This window comes from Isoptericola sp. NPDC057559, from assembly GCF_042801555.1.
GTDB lineage: Bacteria > Actinomycetota > Actinomycetes > Actinomycetales > Cellulomonadaceae > Isoptericola.
Genome location: NZ_JBHVFQ010000001.1, coordinates 522,105 through 539,928 on the forward strand (window position 1 = coordinate 522,105; position 17,824 = coordinate 539,928).

The 17,824-nt window shown below is 74.4% G+C and carries 15 protein-coding genes; 7 read left to right on the forward strand and 8 right to left on the reverse strand.

Annotated elements, in window-relative coordinates; translation table 11 throughout:
* Positions 1-65: 65 nt before the first annotated feature.
* The 8 genes from ACFU5J_RS02330 to ACFU5J_RS02365 are packed head-to-tail and all read right to left on the reverse strand — an operon-like array spanning position 66 to position 10,207.
* Positions 66-1,499 carry an aminopeptidase P family protein gene (locus tag ACFU5J_RS02330; protein ID WP_430577672.1) on the reverse strand — a complete coding sequence of 478 codons (1,434 nt, stop codon included), beginning with the start codon at positions 1,497-1,499 and terminating at the stop codon, positions 66-68.
* Positions 1,496-2,779, reverse strand: a complete 1,284-nt coding sequence (locus ACFU5J_RS02335) for an alpha/beta hydrolase family protein (RefSeq protein ID WP_430573681.1) — start codon at positions 2,777-2,779, stop codon at positions 1,496-1,498. Before ACFU5J_RS02335 ends, ACFU5J_RS02330 begins: the two co-directional genes overlap by 4 nt.
* Positions 2,776-3,693 (reverse strand): ATP-binding cassette domain-containing protein, encoded by a 918-nt coding sequence (locus ACFU5J_RS02340; RefSeq protein ID WP_430577673.1) that lies wholly within the window; start codon positions 3,691-3,693, stop codon positions 2,776-2,778. Before ACFU5J_RS02340 ends, ACFU5J_RS02335 begins: the two co-directional genes overlap by 4 nt.
* Entirely contained in the window at positions 3,690-4,526 is an 837-nt protein-coding gene (locus ACFU5J_RS02345; protein WP_430577674.1) for an ABC transporter ATP-binding protein, read from the reverse strand. The genes ACFU5J_RS02340 and ACFU5J_RS02345 overlap by 4 nt, the downstream gene beginning before the upstream one ends.
* Positions 4,523-5,521, reverse strand: a complete 999-nt coding sequence (locus ACFU5J_RS02350; RefSeq protein ID WP_430573684.1) for an ABC transporter permease — start codon at positions 5,519-5,521, stop codon at positions 4,523-4,525. The genes ACFU5J_RS02345 and ACFU5J_RS02350 overlap by 4 nt, the downstream gene beginning before the upstream one ends.
* Complete coding sequence (locus tag ACFU5J_RS02355) at positions 5,521-6,477, reverse strand: ABC transporter permease (RefSeq protein WP_430573685.1); 957 nt, start codon at positions 6,475-6,477, stop codon at positions 5,521-5,523. Before ACFU5J_RS02355 ends, ACFU5J_RS02350 begins: the two co-directional genes overlap by 1 nt.
* A 3-nt stretch (positions 6,478-6,480) precedes the next feature.
* Positions 6,481-8,208, reverse strand: a complete 1,728-nt coding sequence (locus tag ACFU5J_RS02360; RefSeq protein WP_430577675.1) for an ABC transporter substrate-binding protein — start codon at positions 8,206-8,208, stop codon at positions 6,481-6,483.
* A gap of 58 nt (positions 8,209-8,266) precedes the next feature.
* Positions 8,267-10,207: a glycoside hydrolase family 127 protein gene (locus ACFU5J_RS02365; protein WP_430577676.1), complete on the reverse strand. Its 1,941-nt coding sequence runs from the start codon at positions 10,205-10,207 to the stop codon at positions 8,267-8,269.
* 291 nt (positions 10,208-10,498) lie between these two features.
* On the opposite strand from ACFU5J_RS02365, the gene ACFU5J_RS02370 reads away from it, so the two are divergent.
* From ACFU5J_RS02370 to ACFU5J_RS02400, 7 genes are all read left to right on the forward strand, one after another.
* Positions 10,499-11,176: a GntR family transcriptional regulator gene (locus ACFU5J_RS02370; protein WP_430573688.1), complete on the forward strand. Its 678-nt coding sequence runs from the start codon at positions 10,499-10,501 to the stop codon at positions 11,174-11,176.
* An 81-nt stretch (positions 11,177-11,257) separates the two neighbouring features.
* Positions 11,258-12,451 (forward strand): NAD(P)/FAD-dependent oxidoreductase, encoded by a 1,194-nt coding sequence (locus ACFU5J_RS02375; protein WP_430573689.1) that lies wholly within the window; start codon positions 11,258-11,260, stop codon positions 12,449-12,451.
* Positions 12,448-12,744 carry a (2Fe-2S)-binding protein gene (locus tag ACFU5J_RS02380; protein WP_430577677.1) on the forward strand — a complete coding sequence of 99 codons (297 nt, stop codon included), beginning with the start codon at positions 12,448-12,450 and terminating at the stop codon, positions 12,742-12,744. The genes ACFU5J_RS02375 and ACFU5J_RS02380 overlap by 4 nt, the downstream gene beginning before the upstream one ends.
* A complete protein-coding gene (locus ACFU5J_RS02385) occupies positions 12,741-14,213 on the forward strand; it encodes an NAD(P)/FAD-dependent oxidoreductase (RefSeq protein WP_430577678.1) in 1,473 nt (490 codons plus the stop codon). The genes ACFU5J_RS02380 and ACFU5J_RS02385 overlap by 4 nt, the downstream gene beginning before the upstream one ends.
* 80 nt (positions 14,214-14,293) lie before the next feature.
* The gene (locus ACFU5J_RS02390; RefSeq protein WP_430573692.1) at positions 14,294-15,211 is read left to right on the forward strand and encodes a dihydrodipicolinate synthase family protein; all 918 of its coding nucleotides are present in this window, start codon (positions 14,294-14,296) and stop codon (positions 15,209-15,211) included.
* Between the two features lie 54 nt (positions 15,212-15,265).
* Positions 15,266-16,267, forward strand: coding sequence for a proline racemase family protein (locus ACFU5J_RS02395; RefSeq protein ID WP_430577679.1), 1,002 nt, complete (start codon positions 15,266-15,268; stop codon positions 16,265-16,267).
* 8 nt (positions 16,268-16,275) lie between these two features.
* Positions 16,276-17,793 (forward strand): aldehyde dehydrogenase family protein, encoded by a 1,518-nt coding sequence (locus ACFU5J_RS02400; RefSeq protein WP_430577680.1) that lies wholly within the window; start codon positions 16,276-16,278, stop codon positions 17,791-17,793.
* Positions 17,794-17,824: the final 31 nt, after the last annotated feature.

Consider the following 17,824-nt stretch of genomic DNA (forward strand, 5'->3'; position numbering starts at 1 on the left):
GCCTGACGTTGGTGACGCGGGTGTTGCTCGTCCCTGCCCCGGCCGGCGCCGGGGCAGGGACGCCTTCAGACGGACGGGGCCAGCAGGGCCGTCGTCCAGGCCTCGACGCCGGCCGCGTCGATGGGCAGGGCGTCGGAGAGCACCTCGTGCCCGTCGTCCGTGACGAGCAGGTCGTCCTCCAGCCGCACGCCGACGCCGCGCAGCTCCGGCGGCACGGTGAGGTCGTGGGCGTGGAAGTACAGCCCCGGCTCGACGGTCATGACGACGCCCGGCTCGAGGTCGGCGCCCATGTAGTCCTTCCAGTCGCTGTGCGCGCAGTCGTGCACGTCGAGGCCCAGGTGGTGCCCGATGCCGCACACGAGCCAGCGGCGGTGGTGCTGGCCCTGCGGCGACAGCGCCTCGTCGACGGAGACGGGCAGCAGGCCCCAGTCGTGCAGGCCCTCGGCGAGCACCTCCATCGCCGCGTAGTGGAAGTCGAGGTAGTTCACGCCCGGCCGCACGTGCGCCATCCCGGCCCGGTGGCTCTTCTCCACCAGGTCGTGCACGGCGCGCTGCTCGGCGCTGAACCGGCCGGACGGCGGCACGGTGCGCGTGACGTCGGCGGTGTACAGGGTGTCGGTCTCGACCCCCATGTCGAGCAGCAGGGGCGCGTCGGGCAGCACGGGGCCGTCGCAGCGCACCCAGTGCAGCGTGGGGGCGTGCGGCCCGCTGCCGATGATGGTCGCGTAGCCGGGGCCGTTGCCCGTGGTCCGGGCGTGGCGGTCGAACGTGCCCTGCAGCCAGCGCTCGCCGCCCGAGCGCACCGCCGCCGGGATCTCGCGCGCCACCGCCTCGAAGCCGGTCACGGTGTGGTCGACGGCGGCGCGCAGCTGCGCCACCTCCCAGGCGTCCTTGACCATGCGCAGGTCGGAGCAGACCCGGGCGAGCTCGGCGGACCGCTCCAGGCCGTGCCGTGTCACGAGGTCCGCCGGCACCCCGCGCCCGGCCCACCAGCCGGACCCGTGCGCGAGGGCCTCGTCCAGGTCGGCCAGGGGCCGCACGGGGACGCCCAGCGCGCGCTCCCACTCGCCGAGACCGGGGGAGGCGCCCACCCACAGCTCGCCGTGCAGGGCGTCGGAGTAGAACGCCGGGTCGCCCGGCCTGGCGGGGGGCGGCGCGAAGAGCACGGCGTCGGTGCCGTGCAGCACGACGACGGCGTCCTCGATCTGGCACCCCGTCAGCCACACGAAGTCGCTGTCGGCGCGGAAGTCGTACGAGGTGTCGTTGCTGCGCACGGGCGCGCGCCCGGCCCCGACGACGACGGTGCGCCCGCCGAGCCGTTCCGCGAGCCGCGCGCGGTGGGCGGCGGCCGCCTCGGCCGCGCCGCCGGGCACCCGGGCGGGCACGACGTCGGTGCCCCAGCCCTCGGCGATCATCGCGTTGAAGGCGGGCACCTCCGTGAGGCGTGGGGTCCGGTTGCCCGCGTGGGGCGGACGGTGGCCCTGGTCGTGGTGCGTCATCGTCGTTCTCCTCCCGCGTCCCGGACGAGCTCCCGCAGGCGCCGCAGCACCCGGGGGTCGCCGAGACCGTCGTGCTCGTACTCGTTGGTCACCCAGGCGTGCGAGCCGCCCAGCCTGGACAGGGTGTCGAGCTGCAGGCCCGAGTCCACGTACATGTCGTCGAAGTAGACGGCCGCGGCCAGGGGCACGTCGTTCGCGGCGAGCCGCTCGAGGTCGTACAGCGGGCTCCACCCCGCGCGGGCGGCGAGCGCGTGCACGGCCGGGGCGAACGGCCGCAGCAGCCGCACCTCGTCGAACATCCACGGGAAGGCCATCTCGCCCGTGAGCAGCAGCGGCCGCTCGTCGGGGCCGAACTGCGGCCGCTCGTCGCGGGCCCGCTGCGCCGCCCAGGCGGTGGGGCCGTTCGCCCCGTCGCCGTAGATGGACTCCTGCAGGGTCCAGAACAGCGGGTTCGACGCCGACGACGAGCGCACCAGCACCTGCTCGAGAAACCCGTGCGACAGCCGGCCGGGGCGTACGAACGCGTCGTCGACCAGCCAGTGCAGGCGCTCGGACCCGGGCTTCATCCCCAGGTCGATCCCCAGGGACTGGAATCGGTGCACGGTGAGGGCGTCGCCGTCGGGCAGGCGCACGTCGCCGGCGGCGAGCCGGTCGGCGATCGCGGCGACGGCCTCGACGTCCTGCGGGTACAGGTCGTAGTAGCGGCGGGTCTTGGCCTCCGCGCGGGCGAACGTGCGCCGGTACACCTCGTCGGCGCTCGCCGGCGTCCCCGGGATGCCGCCGGTGACGTAGCAGGCGGTGAGCCCCTCGGGCGCCGTCGACAGGTACGCGAGGGTGATCCAGCCGCCGAACGACTGGCCCAGGCTCGCCCAGCGGCGGCCGTCGTAGTGCGTGCGGCGCACGTGCTCGAGGTCGGCCACGATCGAGTCCGCGCGGAAGCAGGCCAGGTAGTCCGCGCCCGCCTCGGCGTCGCCGCGCGCGGCGACCTCCTCGCCGTCCAGCGGGGTGCTGCGGCCGGTGCCCCGCTGGTCGGGCAGCACGACGCGGTACGTCTTCAGGGCCTCGTCGATCCATCCGCCGCGGTCCAGGGGGCGCGGGGACGCGCCGCCCGGCCCGCCCTGCAGGTAGACCAGGAGGGGCAGGTCGTCGCCCCGGCGGTCGGGGTCGACCACCTCGCGCCAGAAGACGCGGATCTGCTCGCCGTCGGGCCGCGACCAGTCGAGGGGGACGGTGGTGCCGTGCTCGGTGACGTGCAGGCCGGGCAGGTGGTAGGTCGTCACGCGGTGGTCTCCTCCTCGGGGGCGGCGGGCCGGGCCCGGGCCGCCTCGCGGCGCGCCCGCTCCCACTCGGGCCGGATCCGCGGCACGGCGGCGAGCAGGGTCCGGGTGTACTCGTGCTGCGGGTCGTCGAAGACGGCGTCGCGCGCGCCCTGCTCGACGATCCGGCCCTTCGACATGACGGCGACGCGGTCGGCGATCTGCCGCACCACCGCGAGGTCGTGCGCGATGAAGAGGTAGCTGAACCCCTCCTCGCGCTGCAGCCGCCGCAGCAGGTTGATGATCTGCGCCTGCACGGACACGTCGAGGGCGGAGACCGCCTCGTCGCACACCACCAGCCGAGGCGAGACCGCGAGGGCCCGGGCGATGCCGATGCGCTGCGCCTGGCCGCCGGAGAACTGGGACGGGTAGCGGCGATGGTGGTCGGGGTCCAGGCCCACGCGCTCCATGAGCTGCTGCGTGAACGCCCTGGTGCCACCGGGCACGTCGTGCCCCTGGTAGACGAGCGGCGCGGTGACGATCCGCTCCACCGTGTGCCGCGGGTTCAGCGACGAGTACGGGTCCTGGAACACCACCTGCACGTCGTTGCGGAACCGGCGCAGCCGCTCGCCGCGCACCTGGGTGACGGGCTCGCCGTCGAACACGATCTCGCCCGACGTCGCGTCCATGAGCCGCGCGACGATCCGCGCCGTCGTCGACTTGCCCGACCCGGACTCGCCCACGAGCGCGAGCGTCTCGCGGTCGCCCACCTCGAGGCTCACGCCGTCGACCGCGCGGAACGTGTCCGCCCGGGCCAGCAGGCCGCCCGTGCCGGGCACGGCGAACTCCTTGACCACGTCGGTGACGGTCAGCAGGGCCTGCCCGGTGCGGGCGGCCGGGGCGGCGGGGGCCTCGGTCCCGGTGCTGATGGTGCTCATGCGTTCCCTCCCACCACGTCGATGCTGCGCAGCTCGCCGATCTCGTCGTCGATCCGGGGGACGGCGTCGAGCAGCGCGCGGGTGTACGGGTGCTGCGGGTCGGAGAACAGCCGCTCGGCGGACGCTTGCTCGACGCTCACCCCGTGCCGCATCACGACCACGTCCTCGGCGATCTCGCTGACCACCGCGAGGTCGTGCGAGATGAGGATCAGGGCCGTCCCGGTCTCGCGCCGCACCTCCTGCAGGAGGTCGAGGATCTGGGCCTGCACGGTGACGTCGAGCGCGGTGGTGGGCTCGTCGGCGATGAGCAGGTCCGGCTCGGTGGACAGCGCCATCGCGATCATCACGCGTTGGCGCATGCCGCCGGAGAACTGGTGCGGGTAGTGGTCCACGCGGCGGGCGGCGTCCGCGATGTGCACGCGCTCCATCGCCTCGACCGCGACCTTCCGGGCCTGCCGCCGGGTCACGCCCGCACGGTGGGCCCGGTACGCCTCCTCGATCTGCTGCCCCACCGAGTAGTAGGGGTTCAGCGAGGACAGCGGGTCCTGGAAGATCATCGACATGCGGTCGCCGCGCAGGTGCCGCACCTTCGACTCGGACAGCGAGGTCAGGTCGGTGTCCTCCAGGGCCACGCGGCCCCGCAGGCTCGCCGTCGGGGGCAGCAGCCCCATGACGGCCAGGGACGTCATCGACTTGCCGGAGCCCGACTCGCCGACGATCCCCAGCGACGCGCCCCGCTCCAGGGTGAAGGAGAGCCCGTCGACGACGTCCACCGGGCCCTGCGCGGTGCGGAAGGTGACGGTGAGGTCCTCGACCTCGAGCAGCGCGCTCATGCCCTCGCTCCGATCCGGACCCGCGGGTCGATGGTCGTGTAGACGATGTCCACGACCACGTTCCCGACGATCACGAGGAACGCCGCGACGAGCGTGACGCCCATGATGACCGGCTGGTCGTTCTTGGTGATGGAGTCGGACGCCATCTTGCCGACGCCGTTGAGACCGAACACGGTCTCGATGATGATCGCGCCGCCCAGCAGCCCGGCGAAGTCCATGCCGAACAGCGTCACGACCGGCGTCAGGGCGGGGCGGAGGGCGTGCCGCCGCCACACGAGCCGCGGGGCGAGGCCCTTGGCCCGCGCCGTGCGGACGAAGTTCTCGTCGAGGGTGTCCAGCACGTTCGCCCGGGTGAGCCGCTGGTACATCGACGCGTAGGTGAACGCGAGCACGAGCCACGGCATGACGAAGTTGAGGAACCACTGGCCGGGGTCGGTGCCGAACGGCACCGCCTGCGGGAAGGGCAGCCACCCGAGCCGGACCACCAGCACGTACTGCAGCACCAGGGCCAGCACGTAGTTGGGGATCGAGACGCCCCCGAGCGCGGCGCCGGTGGCGGCGCGGTCGAACCAGGTGCCCTTCTTGATCGCGGCGAGCAGCCCGCCGCCGACGCCCATGAGCAGCCACAGCACGGCCGCGCCGACGGCGAGCGTCGCGGAGACGCCGATCCGCTGCTCGAACATCGCGAGCACGGGCTGGCCGGTCTGGAAGGAGTAGCCGAGGCACGGCGCCGCGCAGTCGATCGCGTTGGCGCCGGTGCCGTAGGTGGTGCCGACGAACAGCCCCGACAGGAACCCGAGGAACTGCTCGTAGAACGGCCGGTCGAGACCCAGGTTGGTGCGGATCTGGTCGATCAGCTCGGGCGTGCAGTTCTTGCCGCAGATCTGCACGGCGGGGTCGGGGGAGAGGGCGAAGAAGATCGCGTAGGTGAACAGGACGACGAGGAACAGGACGCCGACCATGCCGGCGAGCCTCGTCACGAGAAAGCGGGCCATCAGCGCCTCTCCCCCGCGTCGACCACGTCCTTGAGCCGGTCGCCGAGGACCGTGAAGGACAGCACGAGCAGGAACAGGAAGGTCCCGGGGATCGCGAAGTACATGGGGTCGACGGCGTACCAGCTCATCGACTGCGCGATCATCTGGCCCCAGGAGGGGGTCGGCGGGACCACGCCGACGCCGAGGAAGCTCAGCCCCGCCTCGGTGCCGATGTACCCCGGCACGGCGAGGGTGGTCATGACGATGATCGTGGAGCGCAGGTTCGGCAGGATCTCGAGGAGCACGATCCGCCACCCCGACGCCCCGGACGCGCGGGCCGCCTCGACGAACTCGCGCTGCGCGAGCGTCATCGTCTGCCCGCGCACGACGCGGGCGAGGTACGGCCAGCCGAAGACCGAGATGACCAGCACCAGCAGCGGCGCCCGGTTGCTCGCCGGCAGCGCCGAGAGGATCGCGATCATGAAGATCAGCGCCGGGAACGCCATGAGGAAGTCCATGACGCGCGAGACGACCTGGTCGACCTTGCCGCCGTGGTACCCGGCGAGGAGGCCGAAGAGGACGCCCAGCAGGGTGGTGAGGGTGGTCGCCGCGAGCGCGATGAGCATGGAGGTGCGCGCGCCGTAGACGATGCGCGCGAACAGGTCGCGCCCGGTGCCGGGCTCGACGCCGAACCAGTGCTCGGCGCTGATCCCGCCCAGGGGCCCGATCGGCAGGCCGCCGAGGTTCGGGTCGATGGCCGACTGGTCGAACTCGTACGGCCCCCAGCCGGAGAGCTTGACGACGAGCGGCGCGGCGACGGCCAGCAGCGCGACGAGCGCGATGTAGGACAGGGCGAGCACCGCGCCGCGGGAGCGGAGCAGGTGGTGCCAGACCCCCTGCCGGCGCGCCGGGGGCGCGACGCCGACGGACGGCGCGCCCCCGGTCTCGGTCTCGAGCGTGGTCATGCTGATGGTCATGGGTCAGCCCTTGCTCGGGTCCTTGAGGCCGACGCCGGTGTAGTCGAGACCACCCGTCGCCACGCCGGGGCTGGAGTACACCCCGGTGATGTTCTCGCCGGGCAGCAGCACGACCTTCTCCACCAGGAGCGGCACGATCGGCGCCTCCTTGAGGACCTGCTCGTCGAGGTTGCCCCAGGCCTCGTTCGCGGCCGCCGGGTCGGTGATGGCGAGCGCGTCGTCGATGGCGGAGTTGATCGCCGGGTCGTCGATCTGCCCGAGGTTCGAGTTGCCCTTGGGGGTGATGCGCCGGCCGTCGAACAGCGGCGGGACGACGGTGCTCGCCGACGACGCCCAGTCGGGGCACCAGCCGGTGATCGCGGCGTCGTTCTGCAGCTTCGGCGTGCCGATCGTCTCGTAGAACTTCGAGGTGTCGATCGGGTTGAAGGTGACCTTGATACCCACGCGGGCCAGCGACTGCTGCACGGCCTCGGCCTGCGCCTGCAGCTTGGGCTGGGTGCGCATGTCGAGCACCATCGAGAACCCGTCGGGGTAGCCGGCCTCGGCGAGCAGCTGCTTCGCCTTGTCGGCGTCGCCCGCGTTGTTCTCGCTCGGGTACAGGTCGAAGTCCTTGTAGCCCGCGACGGACGTGGGGATCGTCGTGGTGGCGATGTCGGCGAGCATGGTGCCGCCGGTGCCGTTCTGCACGGCGGTCTTGTCGATCGCGTACGAGATCGCCTGGCGCACCTTGACGTCGTCCAGCGGCTTCTTCGTGGTGTTGAGGCCCATGTAGGTGGTGCAGACGCCGGGCCAGTCGACGAGGCGGTCCTTGTACCGCGGGTCCTGCACGCGGGCGAGGGTGGCGGGCTGAAGGTTGCCCGCGATGGCGTTGACGTCCGTGCCCTGCCCGGCGAGCAGGCGCTCGTCGATCGTGGACGGGTCCAGGCCGAGCTGGAAGTTCCAGCCGTCCGGCTTGGCGGTCCGCACGTCGTCGGTCGCCGGGTCCCAGTTCTCGTTGCGCGCCAGCTTGATGACGCTGCCGGGGGTGTAGGTGTCGAGCGTGTAGGGCCCGGAGGCGACGATGTCGTTGAGGAACTCGTCGCCGGCGCCGGAGCCCACGGGGAACGGCGCGAAGTTCGGCTGCGACGCGACGGCCGGGAAGTCGGGGAACGGCGCCTTGAGGTGGAAGACGATCGTCGTGTCGTCGGGCGTCTCGATGGTCGGCAGGTCGCCGGACCTGTACGGCCCCTCGTAGTCCTTCGGGGCGTCGATGACCTGCTTGGCGTAGGGGGAGCCGATGCCGATCTCCGGGTCCCAGGCGCGCGAGACGCCGAACTTGACCTCCGCCGACGTGATCGGGTCGCCGTCGTCGAACTTCAGGCCGTCCTTGAGCGTGAACGTCCAGGTGAGGCCGTCGTCCGACACCGTGCCCGTGTCCGTGGCGAGGTCGGGCACGATCTCGTTCGGGTCCTCGGCGCTGCCGGACGCCGGCGTCGTGAGGGTGCGGTACACGAGGCGGTAGAAGTTGTTCACGCCGCCGTCCCAGCCCTTGGCCGGGTCGAGGTAGGAGAAGTCGGCGTTCTGCAGCACCTGGACGACGCCGCCCTCGGCGGGCTCGCCCTCGAGGCCGCCGGCGGTGCTCGCCGTCGAGCCGCCGCCACCGCCCCCGGACGAGCAGGCGCCGAGCGCGAGGAGGGCCGCGACGCCGAACGCTGCGGCACGGAGGGCTGGTCTGGTCACTCGTCGTGTCATGGAAAACCTCCCAGGTGGGGATGGTGCGACGGGTCGGTCGGGTGAGCGGTGGTGCGGGTCAGGACAGGCGGAGGAAGACGCGCATGGCGCCCGCCTCGCGGTTGCCCCAGAGCGCGTAGGGCACGAGGGCCACGTGCGCGCGGTCGGTGGCGGGCGCCGCGGGGGCGCCCAGCGGGGGGTACGGGTCGTCGCCCGCGGGGGGCGCGACGGCGAGCGCGCCGCGCAGCACGTGCCACGGGTGGTCGTCGTCGGCGACGAGCCCGGGCACGTCCTCCGCGGCGAGGAGCAGGTCGTCCACCGGGGCGGGGGAGTCCTGCTGCTCGACGCAGTACACGAGCGGCCCGCGCAGGACGGCGGCCGTGCCGCGCGCGGCGTCCAGGTGCGGGTGCGCGGTGACGGCCCGCACCGGCATCGGCAGGTCCAGGGTGACGGTCTGTCCCGGCCGCCAGGCGCGCGTCAGCCGCAGCCACCCGTCGGTGGGCCGCTCCGGGACCGCGACGCCGTCCACCGCGGCGGCGGCGCCGTCGGCCCAGGCCGGCACGCGCAGCACCAGGGTGGCGGGGTCGTCGGTCGCGCGGCGCACGTGCACGGCCACGCGGCCGTGCCACGGGAGGTCCGTCTCGACGTCCACGTCGATCGCCGGCGAGCTCACCGCGGCGCTCGCGTACAGCGCGAGGGTGAGGGAGTCGTCGTCGGCGACGGCGAGGTGGTCCTGCAGCTCGGACATCCACCGCACCACGTTGGGCGGGCAGCACGGGCAGCCGAACCAGGCCCGGCGCAGCAGCTCGCCGTCCTTCTCGGCGCCGCTGCGCTGCTCGTGGTCGGGGCGGCGCTGCAGCGGGTTGTCGTAGAAGAAGGCCGCGCCGTCCTCCGACAGCCCGACGGCGAACGCGTTGTGCAGCACGCGCTCGAGGTGGTCGAGGACGTCGGCCCGCCCGGTCGCGAGGAAGAGCCGCCACCCCCACTGCAGGGTGCCGATAGCGGCGCAGGTCTCGGCGTAGGCGCGCTCGCCGGGCAGCTCGAAGCGGTCGCCGAACGCCTCGTCCGAGTGCCGGGACCCGATGCCGCCCGTGAGGTAGGACTTGCGGGCCACCATGTCGTCCCAGAGGCGCTCCAGGTGCGCGACCAGTGCGGCGTCGCCGGTCTCGAGCGCGACGTCGGTGGCGCCCGCGGCGAGGTAGACCATGCGCACGGCGTGCCCGGTGACGGAGCCCAGCTCCCGCAGCGGGACGGCGTCCTGGAAGTAGTCGGCGGCGAAGATCGTGTGCTCCAGCGTCCCGGCGCCACGGCGCTCGACGAACAGCCGGGCCTGCTCGAGGTAGCGCCGGTCGCCGGTCTCGCGGGCGAGCTCGACCAGGGCCATCTCCACCTCGGGGTGGCCGCAGTACGCGGGCTCGCCCTCGGGTCCGTAGCGCTCGACGACCAGGTCCGCGAACCGGGCCGCGACGTCGAGGAGGCGTCGGTCGCCGAGCTGGCGGGACGCGGCGACCGCGGCCTGGGCAAGGTGCCCCAGGTTGTACATCTCGTGCCCCCAGGACAGGTCCTGCCACGGCTTCTTGGGGCTCTGGGGCGACTGGTAGAAGGTGCCGAGGTAGCCGTCGGGCCGCTGGGCCCGCTCGATCAGCGCCACCGACTCCTCGTAGAAGTCGCGGGCGACGGCCTGCGCGTCGGCCTCGCCCGCGTCCTCGGGCTCCCGGGCGAGCTCGTAGGCCAGGCCCTCGAGCGTCTTGTACACGTCGGTGTCGAGGAACGGGTAGCGGCCCCGGTAGTCGCCGACCTCGGGGTCGGCGAGCCGGCGGAAGTTGTCGAGGTTGCCCGCGCCGCGGACCTCCCGCACGACGTGCGGGACGGTGACCGTCCGGTTGCGGCGCTGCCAGTCGTGCAGCAGGCCGCCCGTGAGCCGCACCCGGTCGGCGCCCAGGGGCGAGCCGGGACGGCCGCTCGCCGTGACGGCGGCGGCCCGGGTGGGGACGGGGGTCGGGTGCGGGGCGATGGCCACGAGGCCTCCTCAGTGATATATCACATTGCACAGGTGCTGACGGGTCGCCCAGGGCTCACCGTCAGGACGCCGTCGTCCGGTCCGTTCCGGCGACTACGGCGTCGCGTCGTCCAGGTCTCTGTCGGGGCGGGAAACGTGGTGTTCTCCCGGGTGGGGAGAGGGTCCGGGTCGCGGTCTCCCCCGCCATCGACGGGCGGGCCGCCTTGACCTCTGCGCCGATGTGGGCGGTAACATATCACGCGCTACTGTGATGTCTACCACCCCCGCGAAGCCCGTCCCGAGGAAGTGTCCATGTCGGAAGCCGTGTCGTCGTTCCGCCGTATCGAGGCGCCGGTGAGCCTGCGCGAGAGCGTCTCGCGCGCCCTCACCGCGGCCATCGTGTCGGGCGACCTCGCCCCCGGCACGCTCGTGTCCGTGCCCTCTCTCACCGCGCGGTTCGCGGTGTCGGCCACCCCGGTGCGGGAGGCGATGCTCGACCTCGAGAAGCGCGGCTTCGTGACCGCGGTGCGCAACAAGGGCTTCCGGGTCACGGAGGTGTCGCCCGAGATGCTGGGCCACATCGCCGCCGTCCGGCAGCTCCTCGAGCCGCCGGCGATGGAGCTCCTCGCGGGCCGGTTCCCGCAGGCGGCGCTGCCCGCGCTGCGGGAGCAGGCCGACGCGATCGTGACCGGCGCGCGCTCGGGGGACCTGGTGACCTACCTCGAGGCCGACCGGGACTTCCACCTGCGCCTCACGACCCTGGCGGGCAACCCGCTCCTCGTGGACGTCGTCGCCGACCTGCGGAGCCGGGCGCGGCTGCTCGGTCTCTCGCAGATGGTCGCGACCGACCGCCTGGAGCAGTCCGCGGCGGAGCACCACGAGCTGCTGGACCTGCTCGCGTCCGGCGAGGCGGCCGGCGCGCGGGACCTCATGCACCGGCACATCGGTCACACCACGGGCTGGTGGGCGGGGCGCCCCGAGGAGGAGTGACGCGCCCGGGTCGGTCCCCGGGCCGACTCGTACCCATTGCTGGTATGTGACATATTACTGATCCGTCGTGAGGGGAGCCGCATGTCCGACGTCGTGGTCGTGGGAGCGGGGATCGTGGGTGCCGCGTGCGCCCGGGCCCTCGCGCGCCGCGGGGTCACGGTGACCGTGCTCGACCGGCGCGGCGCGGCGTCCGGCACCACCGCGCACGGGGAGGGGAACCTGCTCGTCTCCGACAAGGAGCCCGGCCCCGAGCTGGTGCTCGCTCAGCACGCCGCGCGCCGCTGGCCGTCGCTCGTCACGGAGCTGTCCGACGAGCTCGGCCCCCGGTTCCCCGACATCGAGTACGACGCGAAGGGCGGGCTCGTCGCCGCGACCACCGCGGGCGGAGCGCAGCCGCTGCGCGACTTCGCCGCCCGGCAGCGTGGCGCGGGCGTCGACGCGCGCGAGGTCGACGTCGCGCAGGCGCTCGAGCTCGAGCCCGCGCTCAACCCGGGCCTGACCGCCGCCGTCTGGTACCCCGAGGACGCTCAGGTGCAGCCCGTCGCCGCCGCGGAGGCGCTGCTCGCCTCCGCCCGCCGCGCCGGGGCGCGCGTGCGCACGGGGGTCGAGGTCCTCGGCGCGCTGCGCGCGGGCGACCGGATCGTCGGGGTGCGCACGTCCGACGGCGACCTGCCCGCCGGGGCCGTCGTGCTCGCCGCGGGCCCGTGGTCCGGCGTCGTCGCCGCGCGGCTCGGCGTGGCGCTGCCGGTGCGGCCCCGGCGCGGGATGGTGCTGGTGACCACCCGGATGCCGCACGTGGTGCGGCACAAGGTCTACGACGGCGACTACGTCGGCGCGACCCAGTCCGGCGACGCCGCGCTGCAGACGTCCAGCGTCGTGGAGTCGACGGCCGCCGGCACCGTGCTCATCGGGTCGAGCCGTGAGCAGGTCGGCTTCGACGAGCGGCTGCGCGCCGTCGTGCTGCGCGAGATGGCCGCGCGCGCGATCCGCCTGTTCCCGTTCCTCGCCGACGCGAGCGTCATGCGCACCTACCTCGGCTTCCGCCCCTACGTGCCCGACCACCTGCCGATCGTCGGCGCCGACCCCCGGTCGCCGGGGCTGTGGGTGGCGACGGGGCACGAGGGAGCCGGCATCGGCCTGGGGCCCGTGAGCGGCGAGCTGCTCGCCGACCTGTTCACCGGCGCGCCGCCCGCGGTCGACCCCGCGCCGTTCCGCGTCGACCGCCCGGCGGTGCTCGCCGGCCCGCCCGTCGAGCCCACCGAGGAGGCCTCATGACGCCGGAGTCGCCCGGTGCCCCGGACCCGCTGACCATCACCCTCGACGGCGAGCCCGTCGCGGGCACCGCGGGGCAGACCGTCGCCGGGATCCTGCTCGCCGCCCGCCGCAGGTCGTGGCGCACCACCAGTGTGGACGCCGCGCCGCGCGGCGTCTTCTGCGGCATCGGCGTGTGCTTCGACTGCCTCGTCACCGTCAACGGCGACCGCGACGTGCGGGCCTGCCTGCGCCGCGCCGCCGACGGCGACGTCGTCGAGTCGCAGCACGACCCGCTGCCGGGGGCGGCGTCGTGAGCCGCCGCACGGTGGTCGTCGTCGGGGCGGGCCCCGCCGGCCTGTCCGCCGCCCGCGCCGCGGCCCGCGCGGGCGCGGACGTGACCCTGCTGGACGCGTCCGACCAGGTCGGGGGCCAGTTCTGGCGCCACCGCGTGCTCCCCGGCGGCGGCACGGCACCCGACGAGCCGACGTTCCACCACGGCTGGGGCACGTTCACCTCCCTGCGCGACGTCGTCGCCTCGCACCCGCGGGTCACGCTGCTGACGTCGGCCCAGGTGTGGGCCCTGGAGCGGCTCGACGACGGTGTGCGGCTGCGCGTGCTGGTCGGCCCGGCCGACTCCCGCGGCCGCGAGCACCTCACCCTGACCCCCGACGCGCTGGTCCTGGCCACCGGCGCGCACGACCGCACGCTGCCCTTCCCCGGCTGGCAGCTGCCCGGCGTCACCACGGCCGGGGCGGCCCAGGCCCTCGCCAAGGCCGAGCGCGTGGCCGTCGGCGAGCGGGTCGTCGTCGCCGGGGCGGGACCGTTCCTGCTGCCCGTCGCGACGTCCCTGCTCCGCACCGGCGCGCGCGTCCTGTCGGTCCACGAGGCCGCGACCCCGGCGTCGCTGGCGCGCGGCTGGGGCGCGCGCCCCGCCGGGCTGCTCGGCGCCGCGCACAAGCTGGGCGAGCTCGGCGGGTACGCCGGCACGCTCTCCCGCCACCGGGTGGCGTACCGCCTCGGCGAGGCCGTCGTCGCCGCCCGCGGGGACGGCCGGGTCGAGGAGGTGACCGTCGCGCGCGTCGACGCCCGCTGGGCGCCCGTGCCCGGCACCGAGCGCACCGTCGCGGCCGACGCCGTGTGCGTCTCGCACGGATTCACGCCGCGGCTCGAGCTCGCCGTCGCTGCCGCGTGCGCGATCTCGCCCGACCGGTTCGTCATCGTCGACGACGGGCAGCGCACCAGCGCCGCCGGGGTCTGGGCCGCGGGCGAGGTCACCGGCATCGGCGGCGCCGAGGCCGCGCTCGCCGAGGGGTGGGTGGCCGGGCACCACGCGGCGTCCGGGGCCTCCGACGACGCCGCCCTCGTCCGTGCCGTGCGCCGGCGGGACCGGTCCGGCGACTTCGCCCGCAGGCTCGAGGCGGCGCACGGGATCCGGCGCGGCTGGACCGCGTGGCTGCGCGACGACACGCTCGTGTGCCGCTGCGAGGAGGTCGACGCCGGCACGCTGCGCGCCGCCGCCCGCGCCACCGACTCCACCGACCTGCGCTCCGTGCGGCTGACCAGCCGCGCGGGCCTCGGCCCATGCCAGGCGCGGGTCTGCGGCCGCACCGTCGCCGAGCTGGTCGGGGCCACCGGGCCCGCGGCCGCGGGCTGCGGGGCGACGTCCGAGGCCCCGCCGGAGTCGCCGCCTGCCGTCCCCGACCGCCGGCCCCTCGTCGTCCCGGTGCGTCTGGGCGACCTCGCCACGCTGCCGGACGACCCGACCCGACCTGACCCGACCTGACCCGACCGCCCCGGCCCGCCGCCGGACACCGACCTTGCGCGTCCGAGCCCGTGACGCGCGAACCGAGAGGAAGACACCACATGAGCTCCCGCACCATGGACCTGGGCGGCGTCGTCGTCGCCACGACGCTCCCGTTCGTCGCCGACGCGGCCGCGCCCGCCGGCCTCGCCGTCGACCACGAGGGGTACGCCGCGCACGTCGACCACCTGATGAACGCCGGCTGCCGCGGCGTGGGGCCGAACGGGTCGCTGGGCGAGTACTCGTCGCTCACCGACGACGAGCGCCGGCAGGTCGTGAAGACCGCCGTCGAGGCCGTCGCCGGCCGCGGCATCGTCATCGCGGGCGTGCACGGCGTGGGCTGGCACCAGGCGCAGCACTGGGCCGAGCTCGCCGCCGAGGACGGTGCCGACGCCGTCCTGCTGCTGCCGCCCACGATCTACCGCGCGAACCGGCGCGAGATCGTCGAGCACTACACGCGCGTCAACGAGGTGGGCCTGCCGATCATGGTCTACAACAACCCGTTCGACACCAAGGTCGACCTCACGCCGGACCTCGTCGCCGAGCTCGCCGAGCTCGACAACGTCGTGGCGATCAAGGAGTTCTCGGGCGACGTGCGCCGCATCACCGAGCTGCGCGAGGTGGCCGACATCGACGTCGTCGCCGGCGCCGACGACCTCCTGCTCGAGTCGCTCGTCATGGGCGCCACGGGCTGGTTCGCCGGGTACCCGAACGCCATCCCGGAGGTCGCCGTCGAGCTCTACGAGCTGGTGCGGGCCGGGAAGGTCGTGGAGGCGCGCGCCCTGTACGAGAACGTCATCGCCATGTTCCGCTGGGACTCGCGGACCGAGTTCGTCCAGGCCATCAAGCTGTCCACGCAGATCGCGGGTCGCCCGTTCGGCACCGAGACGCGCCCGCCCCGCGGTCCGCTCTCCGCCGAGCAGGAGGCCGCCGTGCGTCGTGACACCGAGAAGGCGCTGGCGTACATCGCCAACCGCTGATCCTGTACAGAAACCCCGAGCCCGTCCCACCGAGCCCCACCGAGGAGGCCGACCATGCGATCGTCCCGGACCTTCACCGCCGTCGACTCGCACACCGAGGGGATGCCCACCCGGGTCGTCACCTCCGGGGTGGGCGTCATCCCCGGCGCCACGATGAACGACAAGCGCCTGTACTTCGTCGAGCACCTCGACGACGTGCGGAAGCTGCTCGTCAACGAGCCGCGGGGGCACGCCGCGATGAGCGGCGCCATCCTGCAGCCCTCGACGCGTGACGACTGCGACTGGGGCGTCGTCTACATCGAGGTGTCCGGCTGCCTGCCGATGTGCGGGCACGGCACGATCGGCGTCGCGACGGTGCTCGTGGAGACGGGCATGGTGACGGTCACCGAGCCGACGACCACCATCCGGCTGGACACGCCGGCCGGGGTGGTCGTCGCGCAGGTGGAGGTGCGCGACGGGCACGCCGAGTCCGTGACCATCGCGAACGTGCCCAGCTTCGTCGTGCGGCTCGACGACGAGATCGAGGTGCCCGGGCTCGGCACCGTGCCGTACTCGCTGGCTTTCGGCGGCAACTTCTACGCCCTCGTCGACCTCGACGACGTGGGGCTGCCGTTCGACCGGTCCCGGCAGCAGGACATCCTCGCCGCCGGCCTGGCGATCATGGACGCCATCAACACGACGGCGCCCCCGTCGCACCCGACGATCGCCGGGGTGGACCACTGCCACCACGTGGAGTTCATCGCGCCGGGCTCCACCGCCCAGCACTCGCGGCACGCGATGGCGATCCACCCCGGCTGGTTCGACCGGTCGCCCTGCGGCACCGGGACGTCCGCCCGGCTGGCGGAGCTGTGGGCGCGCGGCGAGCTGGGGCTCGACCAGGACCTCGTCAACGAGTCCTTCATCGGCTCGCGGTTCGTGGGCCGGGTCGTCGGCGAGACCGAGGTCTCCGGCATCCCGGCCGTGCTGCCCACCGTCACCGGCCGCGCCTGGGTCACGGGCCTGGGCACCTACCTGCTCGACCCGAGCGACCCGTTCCCCACCGGCTTCCAGTTCTGAGGTTCCGCATGTCGATCCCCACCACGCCACAGGTCACCCCGCCCGTCCCCGCTGCCATGGCGCCGGCCGACGTCGAGGCGGTCGCGCGCGCCGCGCAGCAGGCCGCGCCCGCCCTCGCCGCGCTGCCGCCCCGCGCCCGGGCCGCCGCGCTCCGGGCCGTCGCCGACGCGCTCGGCTCGCACGCCGACGAGCTCGTGGGGCTCGCGGCGGCCGAGACGCACCTGGCCGACGCCCGCCTGCGCGGCGAGCTGAACCGCACCCAGGTCCAGCTCCGCCTCTTCGCGCGCACGATCGAGGCGGGCGACTACCTCGACGTGCGGCTCGACGCCGCCGACCCGGGCTTCGTGCTCGGGCCGCGGCCCGACCTGCGCCGCACGCTGTGGCCCGTCGGTCCGGTGCTCAACTTCGCGGCGAGCAACTTCCCCTTCGCGTTCTCCGTGGCGGGCGGCGACACCGTGGCGGCCCTGGCGGCCGGGTGCCCGGTCGTCGTCAAGGCGCACCCCGGCCACCCGGGCCTGTCCCGACGGGTCGCGGCCCTGGTGACCGAGGCGCTGACCGCCGCCGGGCTGCCCGCGGGCACGTTCTCCCTGGTCGAGGGCGACGACGCGGGCCGCGCGCTCCTGGCGCACCCCGCGGTCCGCGCGGCCGCGTTCACCGGGTCGACACGGGTGGGCCGCCTGCTCGCCGACGCCGCGGCCGCGCGGCCCGACCCCATCCCGTTCTACGGCGAGCTCGGGTCGCTCAACCCGGTGCTGGTGACCCCGGCGGCCCTCGCCGAGCGAGGGGAGGAGATCGCCCGCGGCTGGGTCGCGTCCGTGAGCGGCTCCGCCGGTCAGCTGTGCACCAAGCCGGGCTTCCTGCTGGTGCCCGAGGGGCACGGCCTGGAGGGCGTCGTCGCCGAGGCCGCCGCCGCGGTCGCCGAGCACCCGCTGCTCAACCCCCGCGTCGGGGCGGGGTACGTCGCCCGCCGGGACGTCGTGCTCGGCACCGACGGCGTGACGGTGCTGGCCGAGGGCGCCGTCGCGACCGACGACGACGGGACCGTGCGGGCCACGCCGACGCTCGTCGCCACCGACCTGGAGGCCCTGCGCGCGCACCGCGACCCCGTGCTCGAGGAGACGTTCGGACCGTTCGCCGTGCTCGTCACCTACCCCGCGGGCACGGACCTCGGCGCCGTCGTCGGGGAGCTGTTCGCCGGCGAGCTCACCGCCACCGTGCACCGCGGGTCGGGGGAGTCGGGCGAGCTCGCGGGGCTGCTGGGCACCCTGGGCCGGCACGCCGGGCGGGTGCTGGTGGACGGGTGGCCGACCGGCGTGGCCGTCACCCCCGCGATGCAGCACGGGGGTCCGTGGCCCGCCACCACCAGCGACGGGACGTCGGTCGGCACCGCCGCCATCGGCCGGTTCCTGCGCGGTGTCACCTACCAGGACGCCCCGCAGGACGCGCTCCCGGCGCCGTTGCAGGACGGTAACCCGTGGGGGGTCCCGCAGGCGCGGTCGGGTGTGGGAGAGTCGGCGCACTGGTGAGGCAGCGAGGCCGGGACCAGCCGCGACACAC